The sequence below is a fragment of the Arthrobacter sp. SW1 genome (assembly GCF_001766675.1).
Taxonomy (GTDB): domain Bacteria; phylum Actinomycetota; class Actinomycetes; order Actinomycetales; family Micrococcaceae; genus Arthrobacter.
The window spans coordinates 1-19,600 of record NZ_MJLT01000034.1 but is presented as its reverse complement, the minus strand read 5'-3'; the positions used below and the strand labels follow the sequence as shown (position 1 = coordinate 19,600).

At 67.2% G+C, this 19,600-nt stretch carries 16 protein-coding genes; 6 read left to right on the top strand and 10 right to left on the bottom strand.

The annotated features are described in order from the left end of the window. Positions 1 to 91: 91 nt before the first annotated feature. From BIU82_RS11960 to BIU82_RS11945, 4 genes are all read right to left on the bottom strand, one after another. Entirely contained in the window at positions 92 to 1,654 is a 1,563-nt protein-coding gene (locus BIU82_RS11960) for an APC family permease (protein WP_139146608.1), read from the bottom strand. Between the two features lie 198 nt (positions 1,655 to 1,852). Next, positions 1,853 to 3,358, bottom strand: a complete 1,506-nt coding sequence (locus tag BIU82_RS11955; protein ID WP_070349691.1) for an aldehyde dehydrogenase family protein — start codon at positions 3,356 to 3,358, stop codon at positions 1,853 to 1,855. A gap of 4 nt (positions 3,359 to 3,362) precedes the next feature. Continuing rightward, entirely contained in the window at positions 3,363 to 5,066 is a 1,704-nt protein-coding gene (betA, locus tag BIU82_RS11950; RefSeq protein ID WP_070349690.1) for a choline dehydrogenase, read from the bottom strand. Between the two features lie 319 nt (positions 5,067 to 5,385). Beyond that, positions 5,386 to 5,970: a TetR/AcrR family transcriptional regulator gene (locus BIU82_RS11945; protein ID WP_070349689.1), complete on the bottom strand. Its 585-nt coding sequence runs from the start codon at positions 5,968 to 5,970 to the stop codon at positions 5,386 to 5,388. A gap of 301 nt (positions 5,971 to 6,271) precedes the next feature. Between BIU82_RS11945 and BIU82_RS11940 the strand changes: the two genes are divergently transcribed. From BIU82_RS11940 to BIU82_RS11930, 3 genes are read left to right on the top strand one after another with little or no spacing between them, the layout of a single operon-like run. Continuing rightward, entirely contained in the window at positions 6,272 to 7,321 is a 1,050-nt protein-coding gene (locus BIU82_RS11940; protein ID WP_070349688.1) for a glycine betaine/L-proline ABC transporter ATP-binding protein, read from the top strand. Then, positions 7,318 to 9,369 (top strand): ABC transporter permease subunit, encoded by a 2,052-nt coding sequence (locus BIU82_RS11935; RefSeq protein ID WP_070349687.1) that lies wholly within the window; start codon positions 7,318 to 7,320, stop codon positions 9,367 to 9,369. Before BIU82_RS11940 ends, BIU82_RS11935 begins: the two co-directional genes overlap by 4 nt. Before the next feature lie 2 nt (positions 9,370 to 9,371). Next, positions 9,372 to 10,346 (top strand): ABC transporter substrate-binding protein, encoded by a 975-nt coding sequence (locus BIU82_RS11930; protein WP_070349686.1) that lies wholly within the window; start codon positions 9,372 to 9,374, stop codon positions 10,344 to 10,346. A gap of 88 nt (positions 10,347 to 10,434) precedes the next feature. Here BIU82_RS11930 and BIU82_RS11925 read toward each other — a convergent pair whose 3' ends face one another. Next, on the bottom strand, positions 10,435 to 11,580 hold the full coding sequence (locus BIU82_RS11925; protein WP_070349685.1) for an LOG family protein: 1,146 nt from the start codon (positions 11,578 to 11,580) through the stop codon (positions 10,435 to 10,437). 61 nt (positions 11,581 to 11,641) lie between these two features. Between BIU82_RS11925 and BIU82_RS11920 the strand changes: the two genes are divergently transcribed. Further along, entirely contained in the window at positions 11,642 to 12,418 is a 777-nt protein-coding gene (locus tag BIU82_RS11920; protein WP_070349684.1) for a gamma-glutamyl-gamma-aminobutyrate hydrolase family protein, read from the top strand. Here BIU82_RS11920 and BIU82_RS11915 read toward each other — a convergent pair. The 3 genes from BIU82_RS11915 to BIU82_RS11905 form a co-directional block, all read right to left on the bottom strand. Further along, positions 12,415 to 13,398 (bottom strand): Gfo/Idh/MocA family oxidoreductase, encoded by a 984-nt coding sequence (locus BIU82_RS11915; RefSeq protein WP_070349918.1) that lies wholly within the window; start codon positions 13,396 to 13,398, stop codon positions 12,415 to 12,417. The two genes, BIU82_RS11920 and BIU82_RS11915, sit on opposite strands and share 4 nt — an antisense overlap. Before the next feature lie 159 nt (positions 13,399 to 13,557). Continuing rightward, a complete protein-coding gene (locus BIU82_RS11910) occupies positions 13,558 to 14,325 on the bottom strand; it encodes a TIM barrel protein (RefSeq protein WP_070349683.1) in 768 nt (255 codons plus the stop codon). Then, positions 14,322 to 15,422, bottom strand: coding sequence for a Gfo/Idh/MocA family oxidoreductase (locus BIU82_RS11905; RefSeq protein WP_070349682.1), 1,101 nt, complete (start codon positions 15,420 to 15,422; stop codon positions 14,322 to 14,324). Before BIU82_RS11905 ends, BIU82_RS11910 begins: the two co-directional genes overlap by 4 nt. A gap of 170 nt (positions 15,423 to 15,592) precedes the next feature. Between BIU82_RS11905 and BIU82_RS11900 the strand changes: the two genes are divergently transcribed. Next, positions 15,593 to 16,570: a LacI family DNA-binding transcriptional regulator gene (locus BIU82_RS11900; RefSeq protein ID WP_070349681.1), complete on the top strand. Its 978-nt coding sequence runs from the start codon at positions 15,593 to 15,595 to the stop codon at positions 16,568 to 16,570. 15 nt (positions 16,571 to 16,585) lie between these two features. On the opposite strand, the gene BIU82_RS11895 is transcribed toward BIU82_RS11900, so the two are convergent. Both BIU82_RS11895 and BIU82_RS11890 read right to left on the bottom strand, forming a co-directional pair. Continuing rightward, positions 16,586 to 17,587, bottom strand: a complete 1,002-nt coding sequence (locus tag BIU82_RS11895) for a sugar phosphate isomerase/epimerase (RefSeq protein WP_070349680.1) — start codon at positions 17,585 to 17,587, stop codon at positions 16,586 to 16,588. Between the two features lie 10 nt (positions 17,588 to 17,597). Next, positions 17,598 to 18,785, bottom strand: coding sequence for a Gfo/Idh/MocA family oxidoreductase (locus BIU82_RS11890; protein WP_083292307.1), 1,188 nt, complete (start codon positions 18,783 to 18,785; stop codon positions 17,598 to 17,600). Positions 18,786 to 18,891: 106 nt separating this feature from the next. On the opposite strand from BIU82_RS11890, the gene BIU82_RS11885 reads away from it, so the two are divergent. After that, positions 18,892 to 19,600: MFS transporter (locus BIU82_RS11885; protein ID WP_253182763.1), on the top strand; the 709-nt coding region annotated here is incomplete at its 3' end.

The following is a 19,600-nucleotide window of genomic DNA, read 5'->3' as shown; positions in this document are numbered from 1 at the left end:
GTTGCTCGAAAGGGTAGCTCCACACAAGCCTCGTCTAATTGCGTATTACACAACACGATGCGCATGGCGCGTTATTGAAATATGGCAGGGGTCACACCCGGGTGTCAATCCCGGCCTTCTCCGTGACCACCGCTTCCGTAGGAGGGCCCGAGGACGGGTGGGCAGCGACCGCGGCTGCGTGCTCGGCGAGCACGCCGGTCTGGTGCCGGATCTTCAGGCGGTAGAGCAGGATGCCGGCAACGGCCACGGCCCCCACGAAGAAGACGCCGCCCCACTGCAGGTACCACTCGAACGGCGGCACGGAGTTGTAGATCTCCTGGCGCGGCCAGATCAGGTTGATCGTCATGGCGGCGCCCCACAGCACCGCCAGGAGGTTCACCACGAAGCCCCACTTGCCGAGGCTGAAGCCCACCTCGGTGCCGTCGTCCGGCAGCGGCCACTTCTTCAGGAAGCGGCGGCGCAGCATCGGGACGGTGACCAACAGGTAGGACAGGTAGATCAGGACGATGCTGATGCTGGAGAGGATGGTGAAGATGGCCGGCTGCGCCACGTTGACGAGCAGCGGGATGATGGCCAGGACACCGATCACGATCGCAGCAACGGTGGGGGTCTTGCGGACCGGGTCCACCTTGCTGAGCTGGCGGCTGAACGGCAGGTTGTTGTCACGTGCCATGGCGAACATCATGCGGATCGCCGCGGCGTGGACGGCCAGGGTGCAGACCACCACGGCCACCACGATGCAGGCCAGGAACGCCTTGCCGAAGGGGCCGCCCAGGACGGACAGCACGATGTACTGCAGGCCGCCGTCGGCTGCGCCGAGCTTGGGATCGTTGAGGTCCGGTGCGGCGAGGATGCCGCCGAAGAGCATCAGGCCGCCGAGCAGGAAGGACGCGGTGACGGCGCGGATGATCGCCTTCGGCGCGGTCTTCTTGGGGTCCTTGGTTTCCTCGCCCAGCGAGGAAGCGGTGTCGAAGCCGTACATGACGTAGCCGGAGGCCATGGCGGCGATCAGGAAGACGCCGAAGAAGCCCATGGGGTGTTCCTCACCGAAGCCCGAGGTGTCGAAGAGGACTTCCGGGCCGTTCACGACGTGCCAGAACAGGGCCACGATGAGCAGGGCGGCCGCGATCAGCTCGACGAACACGCCGATGCTGTTGATCTTGGTCATCAGCTTCACGCCGAAGGCGTTGATCAGGGTGGAGATGGTGATCATGATCGTGGCCAGCAATACGCCGTTGGCCGCGAAGTCGAACGGGCCGGTGCCGTCGCCGACGATCTGGAACCCCTCCCAGAGCTGCGGCAGGGTGATCTGCAGGGCCAGGGCCACGGAGCCAAGTGCCACGATCGAGGAGATCAGCAGCAGCCAGCCCGAAAGCCAGGCGAAGGTGCCCGTCGTGAGCCGCTTGGCCCAGTTGTAAACGGAGCCGGCCACCGGGTAGCGCCCGGCGAGTTCGGCAAAACAGAGTGCGACCATCAACTGGCCGACGAAAACAATGGGCCAGGACCAGGCATAGGCCGGTCCGGCGGTGGAGAAGCCAAAGTAAAACAGTTGGAAAACGCCGGTCAGGATGGAGATGTAGCTGACGCCGGCGGCGAAACTTGCGAACTTTCCGATGCTGCGGTCGAGTGTCTGGGCGTAGCCGAACTCGTCCATTCCGCTGGTATCAGCGGTCTTGCTTGTGCCAGTGCTGCGCATTTCTGACATCTGAGCTCCTAAATCGAATGGCACGATCTTTCCCGCCGCGCCTGGAGGCGGCGGAACCGGCCGGGCATGCCTCATTGCACGCCCGGCCCGTGTCCCCCTTGGGTGGGTGCTGCCTGCTGTACCCGTCCAGCTTTCTGCGGGCGGGTCTTAGGCGGGCTGGCCGAACCAGCCGCTGGGAGCGGGCTGGATGTTCTGCCAGATGTGTTTTGCCTCGCGGTATTCGTTGAGGCCGGCGCTGCCAAGTTCACGGCCGATGCCGGACTTGCCGAAGCCGCCCCATTCCGCCTGCGGCACGTACGGGTGGTAGTCGTTGATCCACACCGTCCCGTGCCGGAGGGCACTGGCTACACGCTGCGCCTTCGAGCCGTCCGAGGTCCAGACCGCACCTGCCAGTCCGTATTCCGTGTCGTTGGCGATGGCGATGGCTTCGTCTTCGCTCCGGAAGGTCTCCACGGTCAGCACCGGACCGAAGGATTCCTCCTTCAGCACGCTCATGCCCGAACGGCAGTTGGCGAGCACCGTGGGCGGGTAGAAGAAGCCATCGGCCAGCACGCCGTCGTCGGGGATGTACCCGCCGCACAGCAGCTCGGCGCCTTCCGCGATGCCCGCCTGGACATAGGCGTGGACCTGCTCGCGGTGCTTCGCGGAGATAAGTGGACCGGTTTCCGCCTCGGGATCGAAGGGTCCGCCCATCCGGATCTTCTTGGCCCGCTCCACCACCTCCGCGACGAAGCGCTCGGCGATGGACTCCTCGACCACCAGCCGCGCGCCGGCCGAGCACACCTGGCCGGAGTGCAGGAACACCGCGGTCAGGGCGTTGTCGACGGCGGAGTCCCAGTCAGCGTCCGCGAAGACGACGTTGGGATTCTTCCCGCCGAGTTCGAAGGCGACGCGCTTCACGGTGTCCGCAGCCGCTGCCATGATGGTCTGCCCCGTGGCCAGGCTTCCGGTCATGGACACGAGGTCCACCCGCGGGTCCGAGCTCAGCACCGGGCCCACCTTGGAACCCTTGCCCGTGACCAGGTTCGCGACGCCGGCGGGAACGCCCGCCTCTGCCAGCGTTTCCATCAGGAGGATGGACGTCGACGGCGTCAGCTCGCTCGGCTTGAGCACGAAGGAGTTGCCGGCGACGAGAGCCGGGGCCACCTTCCAGGCTGCCTGGAGGAGCGGGTAGTTCCACGGTGCGATGAGGCTGCACACGCCGAGCGGTTCGTAGACCACGCGGCTGATGGCGTTCGGCCGGCCGGTGTCGATGACCCGGCCGGCGTCGAGGCCGGCCACCTTGCCGTAGTAGCGGAAGCAGGCGGCGATGTCGTCGATGTCGTACTCGGCTTCGACAAGGCGCTTGCCCGTGTCCAGCGACTCGGCCCGGGCATAGATCGCCTTGTCCCGTTCGAGCAGCCCGGCGATGCGGAGCAGCACCTCACCGCGTTCCAGGTCCGTCATCCGGCGCCAGGGGCCGCCGTCGAACGCGGCACGTGCGCTGGCGATCGCCCGCTCCGCGTCCTCGACGGTGGAGGAGGCGACAACAGCCACCTCGCGCCCGTCCGCCGGGCAGCGCACAACGGTCGTCCCGCCGTCGGACGCCTCGTGCCAGGCGCCGTCGATGAAGATGCCGCGGACGGTCTTCGTTTCGGTTTCCGTGATGGTCATCGCCTTAGCCCTTCACTGCCTGGCTTGCGGACTTGTCCCGCTCCAGCGGGGAGATGCCGTGGCGGTAGAACTCGGTGTGCTGCGCCGCGAGCGGCGTCTTGCCGAGGATGAGGTCCGAGGCGCGCTCGGCCAGCATCATCACCGGCGCGTAGATGTTGCCGTTGGTGACATACGGCATGGCGGAGGCGTCCACCACGCGCAGGCCCTTGGTGCCGTGCACGCCCATGGTCAGCGGATCGACCACTGCCATCGGGTCCGATGCCGGGCCCATCTTGGCGGTGCAGGACGGGTGCAGCGCGGTCTCGGCGTCCTCGGCAACCCACTCCAGGATCTCCTTGTCCGTCTGGACGCGGGGGCCGGGAGAGATCTCGCCGCCGTTGAACGGTGCCATGGCGGACTGGCCCAGGATGTCGCGGGAGATGCGCACCGCTTCGACCCATTCGCGGCGGTCCTGGTCGGTGGAGAGGTAGTTGAAGACCATGGACGGGTGGACCGTGGGGTCCGTGGACTTGATCTTCAGGCTGCCCCGGGCGTCCGAGTACATGGGACCGATGTGCACCTGGTAGCCGTGCTTCGCGTCCGCCTTCTGGCCGTCGTAGCGGACCGCGACGGGCAGGAAGTGGAACATGAGGTTCGGGTAGGCCACGTCCTCGTTGGAGCGGACGAAGCCGCCGCCTTCGAAGTGGTTGGTGGCCGCCGGGCCGGTGCGGCCGAAGAGCCACTGCATGCCGATCCACGGCATGCGCCAGACGTCCAGGGCGGGCTGCATGGACACCGGCTGGGTGCAGGCGTGCTGGATGTAGACCTCCAGGTGGTCCTGCAGGTTTTCGCCGACGCCGGGCAGGTTGACCACCGGGTTGATGCCCAGGGACTTCAGGTGCTGGGCATCGCCCACACCGGAAAGCTGCAGCAGCTGCGGGGTGTTGATGGCGCCGCCGGACAGGATGACCTCGCCTGCGTTGACGGTGTGCAGCTTGCCGTTGCGGCGGAAGGTGACGCCGGTGGCCACGTTGCCCTTGAAGTTGACCTTGGTGACGAACGCCCGGGTGAGGACCTTGAGGTTGTGGCGGCCGGTGTTGGGGCGCAGGTACGCACGGGAGGCCGAAAGGCGCTGGCCCTTGTGGACGTTGCGGTCGAAGGGAGCGAAACCTTCCTGGCGGTAGCCGTTGACGTCGTCCGTCAGCGGGTAGCCGGCCTGCTGGGCTGCCTGGAAGAAGGACTGGAACAGCGGATTGGTGGCCGGGCCGCGCTCGAGCACCAAAGGGCCGTCGTGGCCGCGGAACTCGTCCTCGGGATCGGCGGCGAGGGTGTTCTCCATGCGGCGGAAGTAGGGAAGGCAGTGCGCGAAGTCCCAGGTCTCCATGCCGGCGTCGGCGCCCCAGCGTTCGTAGTCCATGGGGTTGCCGCGCTGGAAGATCATGCCGTTGATGGAGCTGGAACCGCCCAGCACCTTGCCGCGGGCGTGGGCCACGCGGCGGCCGCCCATGTAGGGCTCCGGATCCGACTGGTAGCGCCAGTCGTAGAACGGGTTGCCGCTGGGGAAAGTCAGCGCTGCCGGCATCTGGATGAACAGGTCCCACGGGAAGTCGCTGCGGCCCGCTTCAAGGACCAGGACACTGCGCGTGCCGCCTTCACTCAAACGGTTGGCCAGCACGGAGCCGGCGCTTCCCCCACCTACGATGACGTAGTCGTAGCTACTCTCGGTCATTCTGAAAGTCTCCTTGTACCTCGGGCGGATGCGGCCTGGCACCAACCACAGACCATGGCGCGGCACGTGCCGCAGGCCCAGGCGGCCTCTTCTCCGCGGGACCCCGCCAGTGTGGCGTAGGTCATACATTCGAGGTTAGCCGAGGTTGAACAAGTGTTCAAGAGTTAATTTGGACATCTGTTCAAACGGTGCAGGATCCCGGCTTTTTGAAGCCTTGAATGACGACGCGGAAGCCCGCATTCCGGGCACGCCAGGGCCCGCAGTCATAAAGCGTCAGGAGAAGCCGCGGCCACCATGCGCGGCCATGCAGCAACAACCGCTAGTCGGCGAAGGCGATTTCTTCGGTGCGGACGATGCTCCGCTCGATGGAGGACTTGTCGATCCCCAGCAGGGAGGTCAGCCACATGCCGTTCTGTACCACCACGATGTCCGCAGCCCGGTCCTTGCACTCTTCCGGCGAGAGTCCGGGCTTCGCGTTGCCGATCAGCGCGGCAAGGCCATCCAGGTATTGGTCGAACGCTTCGGCGTTGATCGCGGCGAACTCTTCATCGGCCTGAGCAAGCGCCCAGAGATGCAGCCGGAGGGACAGGTACTGCGTGGTGAGGATTTCCGGCGCGGCGACCCGCCGCAGGGCATCACGAAGCTGCTCATCAGGGAGTGCCTCCGGATCGGGAGACACCAGCCTCATATCGCTCTCGCCGATCCTGCCCAGCACCGCACGGATCAGGCTCGGCTTGTCCGCGTAGTAGTAGTTGACAAGCCCGAGCGCGACGCCGGCCTCGCGGGCCACTGCCCGCATGTTGACGCCGGAAATTCCATGGCGCGACAAGAGTTCGAGTACCGCATCCAAAATGCGGGACTGCCTGTCCACCTGCTCCCCGGCGTTCACTGTCTTGGTATCCACCCGGCCAGACTATGGCGAAAGCAGCACCGCTGCATCCTCGCGCGCCCCGCAGCGGCCGTCATAGCCGCACGATGCGCAACAAATTTCAGATGGCGCGTCGAAGCCGAATCAGATCCTTCTGTTCAACGCAAGTCACGAAGCGGAACAAGTGGGGCGAATGCTTGACAAGACGATGTGAGCTACGTCACCGTGTTGCGTATTGCGCAATGGTTGCACATTAAACAACCTCGGCAATCCAAGCTTTTCCTTGGCTTCCCCAATGTGATCCCCGGCTGACGCCGAACCCGGCAGGAGTGCAGGCATGACCAGTTCCGACATATCGGTACGCAATCTTTGGAAGGTCTTCGGCGCAGGTGGTGCGAAGATTCCCCTGGACCCGGAGCTGTCCGCTTTGCCGTCCTCGCAGCTGCTCGAACGCACCGGATGCGTGGCCGCTGTAAAGAACATGAACTTTGACGTGGCCAAGGGCGAGGTGTTCGTGATCATGGGCCTGTCCGGCTCGGGCAAGTCCACCCTGATCCGTTGCCTGACCCGCTTGATTGAGCCCACCTCCGGAAGCGTCACGATCGGAGGGCGGGACATCCTCCAGGCCCGTCCCGCGGAGCTGCGTGAGCTTCGGCGGCAGAAGATGTCCATGGTGTTCCAGCACTTCGGCCTGCTCCCGCACCGGACGGTGCTGGACAACGTTGCCTACGGCCTGCAGATCAGGGGCGCTGCCAAGAACGAACGCTACGCCCGCTCGCGGGAAGTGATCGAACTCGTGGGCCTCAAAGGCTACGAAAGCCACTTCCCGGAGCAGCTTTCGGGCGGCATGCAGCAGCGCGTGGGACTCGCCCGCGCCCTGGCCGGAGACCCGGACGCCATCCTGTTCGATGAGCCGTTCTCCGCGCTGGACCCACTGATCCGCCGCGACATGCAGGCAGAGGTCATCCGGCTCCACAAGGATATGGGCAAGACCATGGTCTTCGTGACGCACGATCTTTCGGAAGCGCTCAAACTGGGCGACCGGATCCTGATCATGCGCCACGGTGAAGCCGTCCAGTGCGGCACCGGCGACGAACTGGTCGGATCCCCGGCCAACGACTACATCGCCGACTTCGTCTCCGAAGTCCCGCGCTCCGACGTCCTGACCCTGAAGTGGATCGCAGATCCCGTAGCTGCCGGCACGCCCGGCGACGCCCCGGTGCTGAGTTCGGACACCATCATCCGCGACGCGATCTCCACGGTGATGCACTCGTCCAGCCCCGTACTGGTCGAGGAATCGGGCACCATCATGGGCCAGATCGACCGGGACAGCATCCTGTCGGTCCTGCACGGCGCAGTACCGCACGGCACGAGAGCAGCGGCATGAGCGCAACCCTCCTCGGCGCGGAGAAAGCAACAAACACCCCGGCCGCACCGCCAACCGTCCCGCGCAGGCGCCTGAGCCGCAGGGCGCTCCTCCTCATCAGCGCCGCCGTCGTCTGGACCGTGGGGTTCGTCTTCCTGCACGGCACCGGAACGCTCGCCCTTCCGACGTCCGAACTCACGGACCTGCACCGCTCCCTGAACCAGTTCAATTCGTGGGTGGCGTCCAACCGCGACGACAACCCGGTGTTCCTCTACCTGCTCTCGCCCCTGCGTTCAGCCGTGGACGCGGTGGCCGCCGTCTTCACCACCGTGTTCGCGGCCAGTTCCACGGGGTTGGGGCTGCCGGAAATCGGCTGGCTGGGAACCGTCGCGCTCCTCGGCTGGCTCGCATTCGCCGTCGGGAACGCACGCGTGGCGCTGCTGACCGTCGCCGTCTTCACCTTCTTCGGCCTGCAGGGCCTTTTCGTCGAAGCCGCGCACACCTTCGCTCTCGTGGTGACCTCCGTCCTGCTGTCGCTGCTCGTCGGCCTGCCGCTCGGTGTCCTGGCCGGCATCAGCAGCCGGGTGGAGAAGATCATCACGCCCGTCCTGGACTTCATGCAGATCCTCCCGACGTTCGTCTATCTGGCACCGCTGGCGCTGGTCTTCCTCATTGGCCCGGCGTCCGCCGTCATCGCCACTGTGATCTATGCGGCGCCCCCGATCATCCGCCTGACCGCGCACGGCATCAGGGGCATCCCGGAGAACACCCGCGAAGCGTCCGACTCACTGGGAACCACTCCCCTGCAGCGGCTGTTCACGCTCCAGATCCCCATGGCCAAACGGACCATCGTGATGGGCATCAACCAGGGCACCATGGCGGCCCTGTCCATGGTCACCATCGCGGCGCTGATCGCCGCGCCCGGCCTGGGACAGGTGGTGGTCCGCGCCCTGCAGTCCCTGGACGTCGGCACCGCGGTGAACGCCGGCCTGTCGATCGTGCTGATGGCGATCGTGCTGGACCGTGTGACCACGGCGGCCAGCGAGCGGGCACGGCCGGCAACCCAGCGACGGCGGAGCGCCCTCCCGCGCAGGACACGCATGATCCTGGTCGGAGCCACTTTTGCCCTGGCCCTGGTGCTGGTCCAGCTGTCCAGGACCATGCTGTGGGCCGCGCGCTTCCCGCAAGAGATCAACATCGGGCCCGCCATCACCAGTGGCGTGGACGCCGCCAGCGAATGGCTGCAGACCCACTTGTTCCTGCTGACCGGGGCCTTCCGCGAAGCCGTCACCGTCGCTTTCCTCAACCCCTTCCAGACCGCGATCACGGACACACCGTTCTTCATCATGTTCGCCGCGCTCGCCCTCGTCGCGTACGCGTTCGGCGGCTGGAAACTGACGGCGCTGGTCCTGGCCTGCCTCACGGTGATCGTCTACCTCGGCCTTTGGGGCGATGCCATGGTGACCCTGGCCAGCACGCTCGTGGCCACGGTGATCGTCATGGTCCTGGGCATTGTGTTCGGCGTGGCGATGGGCCGCTCGGAGCGTTTCGACAAGCTCATGCGGCCAGTGCTCGACGCCGGCCAGACCCTTCCTGCCTTCGTCTACCTCGTGCCGTTCCTGGGCCTCTTCGGGGCAACCCGCTTCACGGCGATCATCGCCGGCGTCATCTACGCGGCACCTGCCGCCATCAAGATCATGGCGGACGGAATCTCAGGCGTCTCGCCCACTGTGGTCGAGGCCGCCGTCGCGAGCGGTTCGACGCCCTGGCAGGTCATCACGAAAGTCCAGCTGCCCATGGCACGCAAGTCCCTCGGGCTGGCCGCCAACCAGGGCCTCATCTACGTCCTGGCCATGGTGGTGGTCGGTGCCCTGGTGGGCGCCGGCGGCCTCGGCTACGACGTCGTGGCGGGCTTCGTCCAAAGCTCCCTCTTCGGGAAGGGCCTGGCCGCCGGCCTCGCCATCGTCTTCCTGGGCATCCTGCTTGACCGCATCACGCAGGCCGCCGCCTTCAGCGCACCATCCAGATCCCGTTCTACCGCACCATCCGCTACCACCAAGGAGGCTTGACCATGACAAGAAACGGCTCCGTCTTCAAACGGCTCGTTCCCGCACTCGCCGGGGCTGCGGCCGCAGCCATGCTCCTCACCGCCTGCGGCGGCTCGTCCGTCAACCAGGCCGCCGCGGCCGACGGTTCGAAGGCCGCCTGCGGCACCGTCAACGTGGCGATGAACGCCTGGGTCGGCTACACGGCGAATGCCGCCGTGTACAGCTACGTGGCCAAGGAAAAGCTCGGCTGCAACGTGGTCCAGAAGGACCTCAACGAGCAGATCGCCTGGCAGGGCTTCAGCTCCGGCGAGGTCGACATCATCATCGAAAACTGGGGCCACGAGGACCTCGTGAAGCAGTACATCACCGATCAGGCCGTGGCCGTGGACGCCGGCCCCACTGGGAACAAAGGACGTATCGGCTGGTACGTGCCGCCATGGCTGGCAAAGGCCCACCCGGACATCCTGGACAGCAAGAACCTGAACAAGTACGCCTCGTTGCTGAAGACCTCCGAGTCCGGCGGCAAGGGCCAGCTCCTGGACGGCGATCCGGCGTTCGTGACCAATGACGAAGCCCTGGTCAAGAACCTCGGACTGGATTTCAAGGTGGTCTACTCCGGTTCGGAGGCCGCCCTGATCCAGTCGTTCCGCGCCGCGGAGAAGAACAAGACCCCGCTGCTGGGCTACTTCTACGAACCCCAGTGGTTCCTGGCCGAGGTTCCGCTGGTGAAGGTCAATCTTCCCAAGTGGACCCCGGGTTGCGACGCAGATCCTGAGAAGGTGGCCTGCGACTACCCGGACTACACGCTGAACAAGATCATCTCCAAGAAGTTCTCGGACAGCGGCTCCCCCGCCGCGAAGCTGGTCAAGGCGTTCACGTGGACCAACGCGGACCAGGACTCCGTGGCCACGGACATCCAGAACGGCATGACGCCGGAAGCCGCCGCCAAGAAGTGGGTGGATGCCCACCCGCAGCAGGTGGAGGCGTGGCTTAAGTAACCCCTCGCCATCAATGAAGCTCCCCGGATCCTGGATCCGGGGGAGCTTCATTGCGTTAAGGGGGGCTGGGTCCGACGCCCGCACCGCGCTACCTGAGCACCGCCAACGCCTCCTCCACCGTATCCACCAGGTGCACATGGTCCGCCATCGGCTTGCCCGCTGCGAGGCCCTGGAGCATGGGCCAGGCCGGGTACGTCTCCTGCCAGTGCCGGCGGCCCACCAGCACCATGGGCGTGACGGTCTCCGGCGCGCCGTAGTAGTTTTCGCACGCGTCCTGGAAGATTTCCTGCACCGTCCCGGCCGAACCCGGCAGGAAGACCACGCCGCCTGTGCACAGCTCCAGCAGGATCGCTTCCCGCACCGAGTTCGCGAAGTACTTCGCGATATGCGTGGCGAAGAGGTTGGGCGGTTCGTGCCCGTAGAACCAGGTGGGAATGCCCAGTGACGCCGTGCCTCCCGGGTGTTGCCCGACGACGGCGGCCGCCGCCCGCGCCCATTCCGTCACCGAGGGGCGGAAACCCGGCACCGCCCCGAGCGCCTCGAGCGCGGCGGTGAAGCCGGCGTCGGGCAGTCCGCTGAGGTAGGCGCCGCAGTTCGCCGCTTCCATGGCGCCGGGTCCGCCGCCGGTGGCGACGGTGAAGCCTTCCCGGGCCAGGAGCCTGCCGAGCCGTGCGGCGTCGGCGTACTCGATGGTGCCACGCTGTGCGGCGTGGCCGCCCATGACGCCCACCATGCGGGTGCCGGCGAAGTCTCCGTTGGAGAGGGCTTCCTCGAGGGCGTCGCCGATGGCGTGGTCGTGGAGCGCCGCGGCGAGCGTGGCGTCCAGGCTGCTCCGTTGTCCGGGGAGGATGCTCCACTGGTAGATCCGGGCGTCCGGGGTGGCCTCGTACTCGTGTCCGGCGATGTCTTCGTAGAGCTCGCGGGAATCGTAGAGGCTGCCGCGGTACGGGTTGAACGGGACACCGTGCAGCTTGGGGAAGATCAGCGCGCCGCGGCTGCGCAGGCTGTCCTCCACGCCGTCGTCGAAGGTACAGCCCAGGAAAATGGCGCCCTGGGCGTCGAGCGCGGTCAACTCGCGGCTGCGGCCCCGCAGGTCCAGGGACTGGGCGTGCCAGCCGTGCATCGTGCCCGCGCCCGCGGTGACCAGGCGGTCGAAGTGGGCCACGCTCTCGACATCCAGGGTGCGCGGGCTGGGGTTCAGCGTGGTGTGTGTCCGTGGGTCGGGCGGAGTCATTTCCCCAGCTTAGGCATCGCGGCACGCGCCCCCTAGCAGGGTGCCGTAGCAGAATGGGGCCATGCAGGCACATGGTTCCCCGCGCATCGGCGTTCCCGTCCGGCTCAGCAGCTCCGAAGGCGCCGATCCGCGCGTCGGCAAGGCCAACCACCTCTTTGAACTCATCGTCGAGCTGCTCCGGCAGGCGGGGGCGGAACCCGTGCTGTTGGATTCGCTTGTTGAGCCCGGCAACGGCGGCGCAGTCCGCGAGCTCGACGGCGTGCTGTTGCCCGGCGGCGGCGACCTGGACCCCGGCCTCTACGGCGAGGAGCCCGGGCCCGAACTGTACGACGTCAACCCCGCGCAGGACGAGCTGGACATGTCCGTTGCCAAGGCGGGCATCGCGGCCGGAATCCCGGTGCTGGGCATCTGCCGCGGCCACCAGCTCCTGAACGTGCTCTACGGCGGCACGCTCATCCAGGACATGCACCCTTCGCCGGTGGTGCATCGGGTGGTGGCGGGCGAGCCTGCACCGGATCCGGAGCACGAGTGGGCTGAACATTCATGGGCGTGGCACGACGTCGGACTGACCGCGGGTTCGCGCCTCGCCGCGCTGTACGGCGGCTCGGCCCCTTCCGTGCGGATTGCCTCGGGCCACCACCAGGCCGTGGCCCGTGTGGGCAACGGGCTGCTGGTGACCGCGGTGGCCGACGACGGCACCATCGAAGGCCTGGAAGACCCCGCACGCTGGGTGGTGTCCATGCAGTGGCACCCCGAGGCCGCCAGCCTGCCGGAAGAACAGCGTCTGGCGCCGTTCCGGGCCTTCGTTGAGGTGTGCCGGGAGGCTGGCGGGGGCTAGGCCGGCTGGACCACTTTGACGGGCACGCCCGTGGCGAGGGATTCCTGGGCGGCGTCGGCCACCCGGGAAGCCGCGACGGCGTCTTCCGGCGTGCAGGGGTTCTCCCGTTCCCCCAGCACCAGCTCAATGAACGCGGCCAGCTCCGCCCGGTAGGCGGCGTCGAACCTTTCGGCGAAGGTCCGGTGGCTTTCACCGTCCGGGAATGCCACGCCCGGTTCGGCGGAGCGCAGCGCCGCCTTCGCGTCCAAGCCCACCATCACCGAGGACTTGGACCCTTGGATTTCGAGGCGGACGTCGTGGCCCGCCCCGTTGTATCGGGTGGCTGAGACTGTGCCCACCGTGCCGTCGTCGAAAGTCACGACGGCGAGCGCGGTGTCCACGTCGCCGACCGCACCGATGGCGGGGTCGCCGTTGTTCGAGCCGCGGGCGTAGACCTCGACGATCTCGCGGCCGGTCAGCCAGCGCAGGATGTCGAAATCGTGGACGGAGCAGTCGCGGAACAGGCCCCCGGAGGTGGCCAGGAACTCGACCGACGGCGGGAACATATCCCCGGTGATGGCGCGCAAGGAGTGGATCCAGCCGAGGTCACCGGCCTGGAACCGGCGCTTGGCCTCGAGGTAGCCGGCGTCGAAGCGGCGCTGGTGGCCGATCTGCACCACCCCGCCCTTGGCTGCGATCGCTTCCAGCACCGGCCGGGACTCGTCGACCGATGCCGCCACGGGCTTTTCACAGAACACGGGCACGCCGGCATCCACCCCGGCGAGGATGAGGCCCGGGTGGGTCTGCGTTCCGGTAGCAATGAGCAGGGCATCCACGCCAGATGCCAAAAGGCCCTCAGCGCCACCGGAAACGAATTCCGCGCCTGTCTCTTCTGCCACCGTACGGGCGTGCTCCTCGGCCACATCCGTGAGCTTGAGCCGCAGCTGGACGTTCCTTGCCGCGAACTGCCCGGTGATGGCGGCGATGTTGCGGGCATGCATGACCCCGATCCGGCCAACGCCGATCAGTCCAAGGGTCACGGTTCGCGTGGGAACGGCTTTCACGGGGGCACTCCTTCGTGTCGGGGATCAGTGGAACCGTAGAGGAGTATTCCCGGCCCGAGCCCCCACCGTCAAGATATGTCTGGACAAATTGACAAATTAGCGTCCGAAGGCTGCTCCGAACGCCCGCAATGCTTCATCCGGATCCCCGGCGGCCCACGCCTCCATGCCAACTGCGCCCTCGTAGCCCAGCCCGGAGAGCACACGGTGGACCGCGGCGTAGTTGATCTCCCCGGTACCGGGTTCGCAACGGCCGGGCACGTCGGCCACCTGGATTTCGCCCGTCCACGGAAGGGCGCGGCGCACGAGCTCCACGAGATTTCCTTCGCCCATCTGCGCGTGGTAGAGGTCCAGCATGAGCCTGACGTTGGGATGGTCCACGGCCTGGACCATCGCCAGGGTGTCCTTCGCCCGGCCGAGGGGAATGCCCGGGTGGTCCAGGACGGTGTTGAGATTTTCCAGGGCGAAAACCAGCCCGTACCGCTCCCCCAGCGCACCCAGCTTCTCAAGGGTTTTCGCGGCGCTAAGCCACATCTCCCCCGTTGCCCGCAGCTGCGGGCGGGCCGCCTGCCCGTCGATCAGCTCGGCCGGGTGGACAACCATTCTCTCGATGCCGAGTTCCAGCGCCACGGGGACCAGCTTTTCCGCGCTGCGCACCACATCGCCAGCGGTGTCCGGTTCCACCAGCGAACCCGCCGAATACCCGGTCATCGAGGAGAACCGCGCGCCAGTGGCCTTGAGCGCTGCAATGTCCTTGCCCCGCGAATCCCACAGTTCAACGTCGAAGCCGGCCGCATGGATACGCTCCACGCGCTCCACGAACGGCAGCTCCGTGAAAACCATTTCGGCACAGACCGCAAGCCTCATGCCCGCACCTCCACCGCGGGCGAGGCGGCGGCAACAGCTGCAGGAGCGCCGGTTTGCGCCGATTCGATGCAGGCGAGCGCGACGGCGAGCGCCCGCCGCGCGTCGGGCAGTCCGGGCGTCAGCTCCACGCCACAGTCCGGGACGGCGGTTCCGTCCCGGCGGGCGCGGACCACGGCGGCAAAGTCGGCGAGCTCGTCCGTGTAGGCCTCGGCGAAAAGCTCGATGTTCAGCCGTGGAGTATCGGCCGCGAGCCCGGCGGCGGTGAAGCGCCGCGCCGCCGTCTCCGTGGCGCGACCGGCCTGCACCATGCCTGCCGAACCGAAAACCTCGCCGCGGCAGTCGTAGCCGTAGAGCGCCGAGAAGTTGGCTTCGGCCACGGCGATGGCTCCGTTGCTGTAGCGCACAGCGACCACGGCGGTGTCCAGAAAGCCCTGCTCCTTGAACCCGGGTTCCACGAGGGCATCCGCCGTGACGTGGACGCTCACGGGCTCCGCACCCGGGTTGAACCAGTTCAGGGTGTCGAAGTCGTGGATGAGGGTTTCCAGGAAGATGGTCCACTGCGGGGTCCGGGCGGCATGCGGGATGCTGCCGTTACCGGGGTCCCGGGTGAGGGAGCGCAGAAGCTGCGGGGTTCCGGCCACGCCGGCGTCGATGTCCCGGCGGGCGGCGAGGAAGTCCGAGGCGTAGCGCCGGTTGAAGCCGATCTGCCAGTGGACGCCGGCTTCCTGCACGGCGGCCTCGACGGCGGCGAGTTCGTCCAGGGTGAGGGCGCCGGGCTTCTCGCAGAAGACGTGCTTGCCGGCACGGGCGGCGTCGATGGACAACCGGGCATGGAAGCGTGCGGGGCCGGCGATGACGACGGCGCCGATCTCCGGATCCGCGAAAAGGTCGGCGGCTTCGGCGGTCACCTTGGCCACCCCCAGCTCGGCAGCGAGTGCGGTGGCGGCGTCGGTGGCAGGGTCTGCGATGGCGGCCAGTTCGGCGCCCGGAATGCGAAGGGCGAGGCTGCGGGCGTGGTAGGCGCCCATCCACCCGGCGCCGATGAGGCCGACACGCAGGGGCACGGGACGGGTGGAGGTGACGGAAAGGTATGGCATGGAAGGGTCCTTACGGTGATTCAGCTCAGGGTTCGGATCACAAGGACTAGATCGTTCTAGTTCTTGCTCCCGGGGACGAGTTTCGCAGAACCCGCCGCTTTAATCTAGATCGTTCTAGAACTTTTCTGCTTGGATGGATCCAAGCATCGGAACGACAGCAAGGAGCGGACGTGCCGCGACGCATCACGCTGGCCGACGTCGCCGCGGAGGCCGGCGTCTCACGGGCATTGGCCTCGATCGTCATGCGCAAGGCGCCCGGCGCCAGCGATGCCACCCGGGCCAGGGTCATGGCCGCCGCGGAACAGCTCGGCTACCGCCCGGACACCCGGGCACGCCTGCTGCGCAGTTCACGGACCGGTTTGCTCGGCGTCGTCTTTGCGCTGGACGGCGCGTTCCATGCGGACGTTGTCGAGGCCCTCTATCCCGCCGCCGAGGCCGAAGGAATGCAGCTGGCCCTGAGCGCCCGGGGACCGCGCCGCACGGAAAGCCAGGCCATCGATTCACTCCTGGACCTGGGCGCCGAGGCCCTGCTGATCCTCGCTCCGGACTCCGCAGCGAAGGATCTCGCAGGGCTCCCGGTTCCGGTCACCTCGCTGCTTGCTCCTGCGACGGGTCTTTCCAGCGCCAGCACCGACGAAGCCTTGGGTGTCCGGCTCGCGGTCGAGCACTTGCGCTCTCTCGGGCACCGGACGCTCGCCCATCTCGACGGCGGGAAGGCAGCCGGAGCCACCGCCCGCCGTCGTGAGTTCAAGCGCTTGATGTCCGACGCCGGCCTGCCGCCACATGTGATTGCCGGCGGACCCGCGGAAGGGGACGGCATCAAGGCGGCCGGGCAGGCGGCGAGGCTGCACGAAGAGGGAGTGACCGCCGTCGTGGCTTTCAACGATGCCTCGGCCGCTGGACTCATCCACGGCTTGTCCGGGCATGGCATCGGTGTGCCGGCGGGGCTGTCCGTGGTGGGGTTCGACGACTCCCACCTCGCAGCCATGGCGCAGCTCTCCCTCACCAGCGTGCGCCAGGACCCGGACGCCTTGGCCGAGGCCGGGCTCGCTGCCGCACGCGCGGCACTGGAGGGACGGCGCACGGTTTCGAACGTGCCGCCGTCGCTGACGGTCCGCAGCAGCACGGCGCCCGCACCCACCCCTTGACCTTGCGCGGTCAGGTCAAACTCCAGCCTGCTCCGCGGCGTCCAGCAGCACCTTGGCCGCGATTTCCAAGCCCTCGATGCGGCCCAGGGAGACATCCTCGTGCTCGATGTTGACCATCATGTCCGGATCCACCTCATGCAAGGCCCGGAGGAACTCCGCCCAGTAGGCGGTGTCATGCCCGCGGCCGAGCGCCACGAAGTCCCAGGCGGAGTCCTTGGGCCACTCGTTGGCCCATTCGTCGCCGCCGAGGTTGGTGCGCGGCTCATCCGGGGAGAGCCGGCGGAAGCGGTTATCCAAAACGCCGTACAGCCGGGCATGTTCCGTATTGACCCGCACGTCCTTGGCCGCGGCATGGAACACCAGGGGTCCCAGCTCGCGGACTACGGCCACCGGATCCATCTGCTGCCAGAACAGGTGCGAGGCATCCAGCTCCACGCCGACATTCGTGGCGCCGGTCAGCTCCACGAGCTTGTGGACATCCGCCGTGTTGAAGACCAGGTTCTGCGGGTGCAGTTCGAGGGCGACCTTGACGCCGTGATCGGCCGCGAGCCGGTCCGTTTCGCGCCAGAACTTTGCCGCCACTTCCCATTGGTAGTCCAGCACGTCCAGGGCCGCGGAGTTCCAGGCGTTGACGATCCAGTTGGTCACGCTCGCACCGGGCTCGCCGCCGGGAAGCCCGGACATGGTGACCACCCGGTCCTGCCCCAGGCGTTCGGCCAGCCGGATGGATCGGCGGACGTCCTCGGCATGCTTTTCGCCGATCTCCGCCTTGGGATGCAGCGGGTTGCCGTTGCAGTTCAGGCCCGCAATGGAGACCCCTGTTCCTTCGAACAGAGCCAGGTAGTCGTCCCGGGCGGCATCGCTGACGAGGATCTGGTCCATGGCGGGCACGTGGACCGCGGGCAGGAAGCCGCCGGTATTGATCTCGATTCCCGTGAGGCCAAGGTCAGCGATGACCTTGAGGGCGTCCCCAAGCGGGCGGTCGTGGAGGATGGCGTTGTAGACACCGAGTTTCATGCGCTTGTCCTTAGAGGCTGACGCGGATGCCGTGTCCGGCAGCCGAGCGGGCGACGGCGTCGAGGACCTGCATGTTGCGCAGGCCTTCATCGAAAGTGGCACAGCGGGGAAGCGATTCCTCGGCGGAGAGTCCGGCGAGCTCCTCGAGGAAGGCCCGGGCCTGGAACGTGAAGGCCTCGTTCTGGCCGAAGCCGACGCCGGGGGCGTCCATGGGCAGACCGCCGGCGAGGTAGGGGTGGCCCGGGCCGAGCAGGACCTGGCGGAAGCCGTTCTGCTCGTAGGGGCCGTGGTTCAGGTACAGCCCGATCTCCGAGGGCCGGTCCTGGTTGAAGAGGGCGGCGCCGTTTTCGCAGAAGATTTCGAAGGTCAGGGAGTTCGGGTGGCCGGCGGCAACCCGGGACACCTCGAGGCTGCCGATGCAGCTTTCGAATTCCGCGGAGAAGGTGGCGTAATCATCGTTCTCCACTTCCTCGAAGACATCGCTGACGGCCGCATGGTCGTGGCCCATCACTGCGCCCAGCGGCAGCGGACGCTTGGCGATCGCGGTGTGCAGGCGGCCGCCGGACACGGCTTTGGTCTCCCCGCACAGGAATTCAGCGATGTACGTCAGGTGGCTCCCGACGTCGGCCAGGGCGCCGGAACCTGCCCCGCCCTTATAGCGCCAGCTCATCGGCGCGTCCGGGCTGCAGGAATAGTCGGTCCAGTAGCGGCCGGAGAAGTGCAGCGGCTTTCCCAGCGTGCCGTTGCTGACAAGTTCACGGATGGCAGCAATCCCTGGAGTGCGGCGGAAAGTGAAGCCGATGCGGCCCAGGACTCCGTTCTCCTCGGCCGCACGGGCGGCAGCTGCCATCGCTGCCGCGTTCTCCAGGGTGTCCGAGAGCGGCTTCTCGCACAGCACGTGCTTGCCGGCGGCAAGGAGGCCCTCAACCACTTCGCGGTGCAGGGAGTTGGCGACCACCACGGAGACAACGTCGATATCTTCCGCTTCCGCAATGGCCTGCCAGCTGGAGTCGTGGCGCTCATAGCCAAAGCGATCGGCCGCGGCCTGGCCGAATCCGGCGTTTACGTCGCCGATGGAGACGAGCCGGATCTCCGGCAGGCTTGGAGCAAAAACGGTGCTCGCACTGCGGTAGGCCGCGGCGTGGGCCTTCCCTGCCATTCCGGCACCGATGACGGCAACGCCGAGGGGCTTGTTCATGGGGTTCCTCCTTTGGAATCCAAGGTGGGCTCGCCAAAATTTGGAGCGCTCCAAACGAGCGTAGGACGCTAAACTTTGTCCTGTCAATGCATCAAGGAGGCTTCATTTGCAGCAGATCCCACGAGCGGCGGCCCCACCGGCACCCAAGGCCCCCGGCCGCGGCCTCGCCACGCTCGTCGCGGCCGCGTTTTTCATGGAGTTCCTCGACGGCACGGCACTGGCTACCGCCCTGCCCGCAATCGGGCATGACTTCGGCATCGCACCGGCCGATGCGAACGTAGCCATCACCGCCTACCTGCTCGCCGTCACCATGGGCATCCCCGCCAGCTCCTGGCTGGCCGAACGGTTCGGCGCCCGGCGGGTCTTCTGCACCGCCATCGCCGTCTTCACCCTGGCCTCCCTGCTGTGTTCACTCAGCCCCGGCATCTGGGAACTGACGGCCTTCCGCGCCCTCCAAGGCTTCGGTGGCGCCCTGATGGTTCCGGTGGGCACCCTGGTGGTCCTCCGCGATACCCCCAAGGAGCAGCTCTTCAGGGCCACCGCCTACCTCGTCTGGCCGGGGCTGGTGGCACCCGTCCTCGCCCCTTTGGTGGGCGGCATGCTGACGCAATACCTCTCCTGGCACTGGATCTTCCTGGTCAACCTGCCCCTGGGGGCGGCCGCCTTCCTCGCCGCACTGCGCCTGGTGCCCCGCGGCGGCCACGACCGCAGCCGCAGGATGGACTGGCCCGGCCTCGCGCTGGCCACCCTCGGAGTCGGCGCCTTCGTGGTCGGGCTCGAACTGCTGTCCGGCCACGGCGGCGGCGCGGAAGGCA

Bases quoted from the DNA above. Each gene is read 5' to 3' on its own strand.
- BIU82_RS11890 (WP_083292307.1), bottom strand. From the start codon at position 18,785: ATGAACAAGCCCCTCGGCGTTGCCGTCATCGGTGCCGGAATGGCAGGG.
- BIU82_RS11905 (WP_070349682.1), bottom strand. From the start codon at position 15,422: ATGCCATACCTTTCCGTCACCTCCACCCGTCCCGTGCCCCTGCGTGTC.
- BIU82_RS11935 (WP_070349687.1), top strand. From the start codon at position 7,318: ATGAGCGCAACCCTCCTCGGCGCGGAGAAAGCAACAAACACCCCGGCC.
- BIU82_RS11910 (WP_070349683.1), bottom strand. From the start codon at position 14,325: ATGAGGCTTGCGGTCTGTGCCGAAATGGTTTTCACGGAGCTGCCGTTC.
- BIU82_RS11920 (WP_070349684.1), top strand. From the start codon at position 11,642: ATGCAGGCACATGGTTCCCCGCGCATCGGCGTTCCCGTCCGGCTCAGC.
- BIU82_RS11930 (WP_070349686.1), top strand. From the start codon at position 9,372: ATGACAAGAAACGGCTCCGTCTTCAAACGGCTCGTTCCCGCACTCGCC.
- betA (WP_070349690.1), bottom strand. From the start codon at position 5,066: ATGACCGAGAGTAGCTACGACTACGTCATCGTAGGTGGGGGAAGCGCC.
- BIU82_RS11895 (WP_070349680.1), bottom strand. From the start codon at position 17,587: ATGAAACTCGGTGTCTACAACGCCATCCTCCACGACCGCCCGCTTGGG.
- BIU82_RS11960 (WP_139146608.1), bottom strand. From the start codon at position 1,654: ATGGACGAGTTCGGCTACGCCCAGACACTCGACCGCAGCATCGGAAAG.
- BIU82_RS11915 (WP_070349918.1), bottom strand. From the start codon at position 13,398: ATGCATGCCCGCAACATCGCCGCCATCACCGGGCAGTTCGCGGCAAGG.
- BIU82_RS11955 (WP_070349691.1), bottom strand. From the start codon at position 3,358: ATGACCATCACGGAAACCGAAACGAAGACCGTCCGCGGCATCTTCATC.
- BIU82_RS11925 (WP_070349685.1), bottom strand. From the start codon at position 11,580: ATGACTCCGCCCGACCCACGGACACACACCACGCTGAACCCCAGCCCG.
- BIU82_RS11940 (WP_070349688.1), top strand. From the start codon at position 6,272: ATGACCAGTTCCGACATATCGGTACGCAATCTTTGGAAGGTCTTCGGC.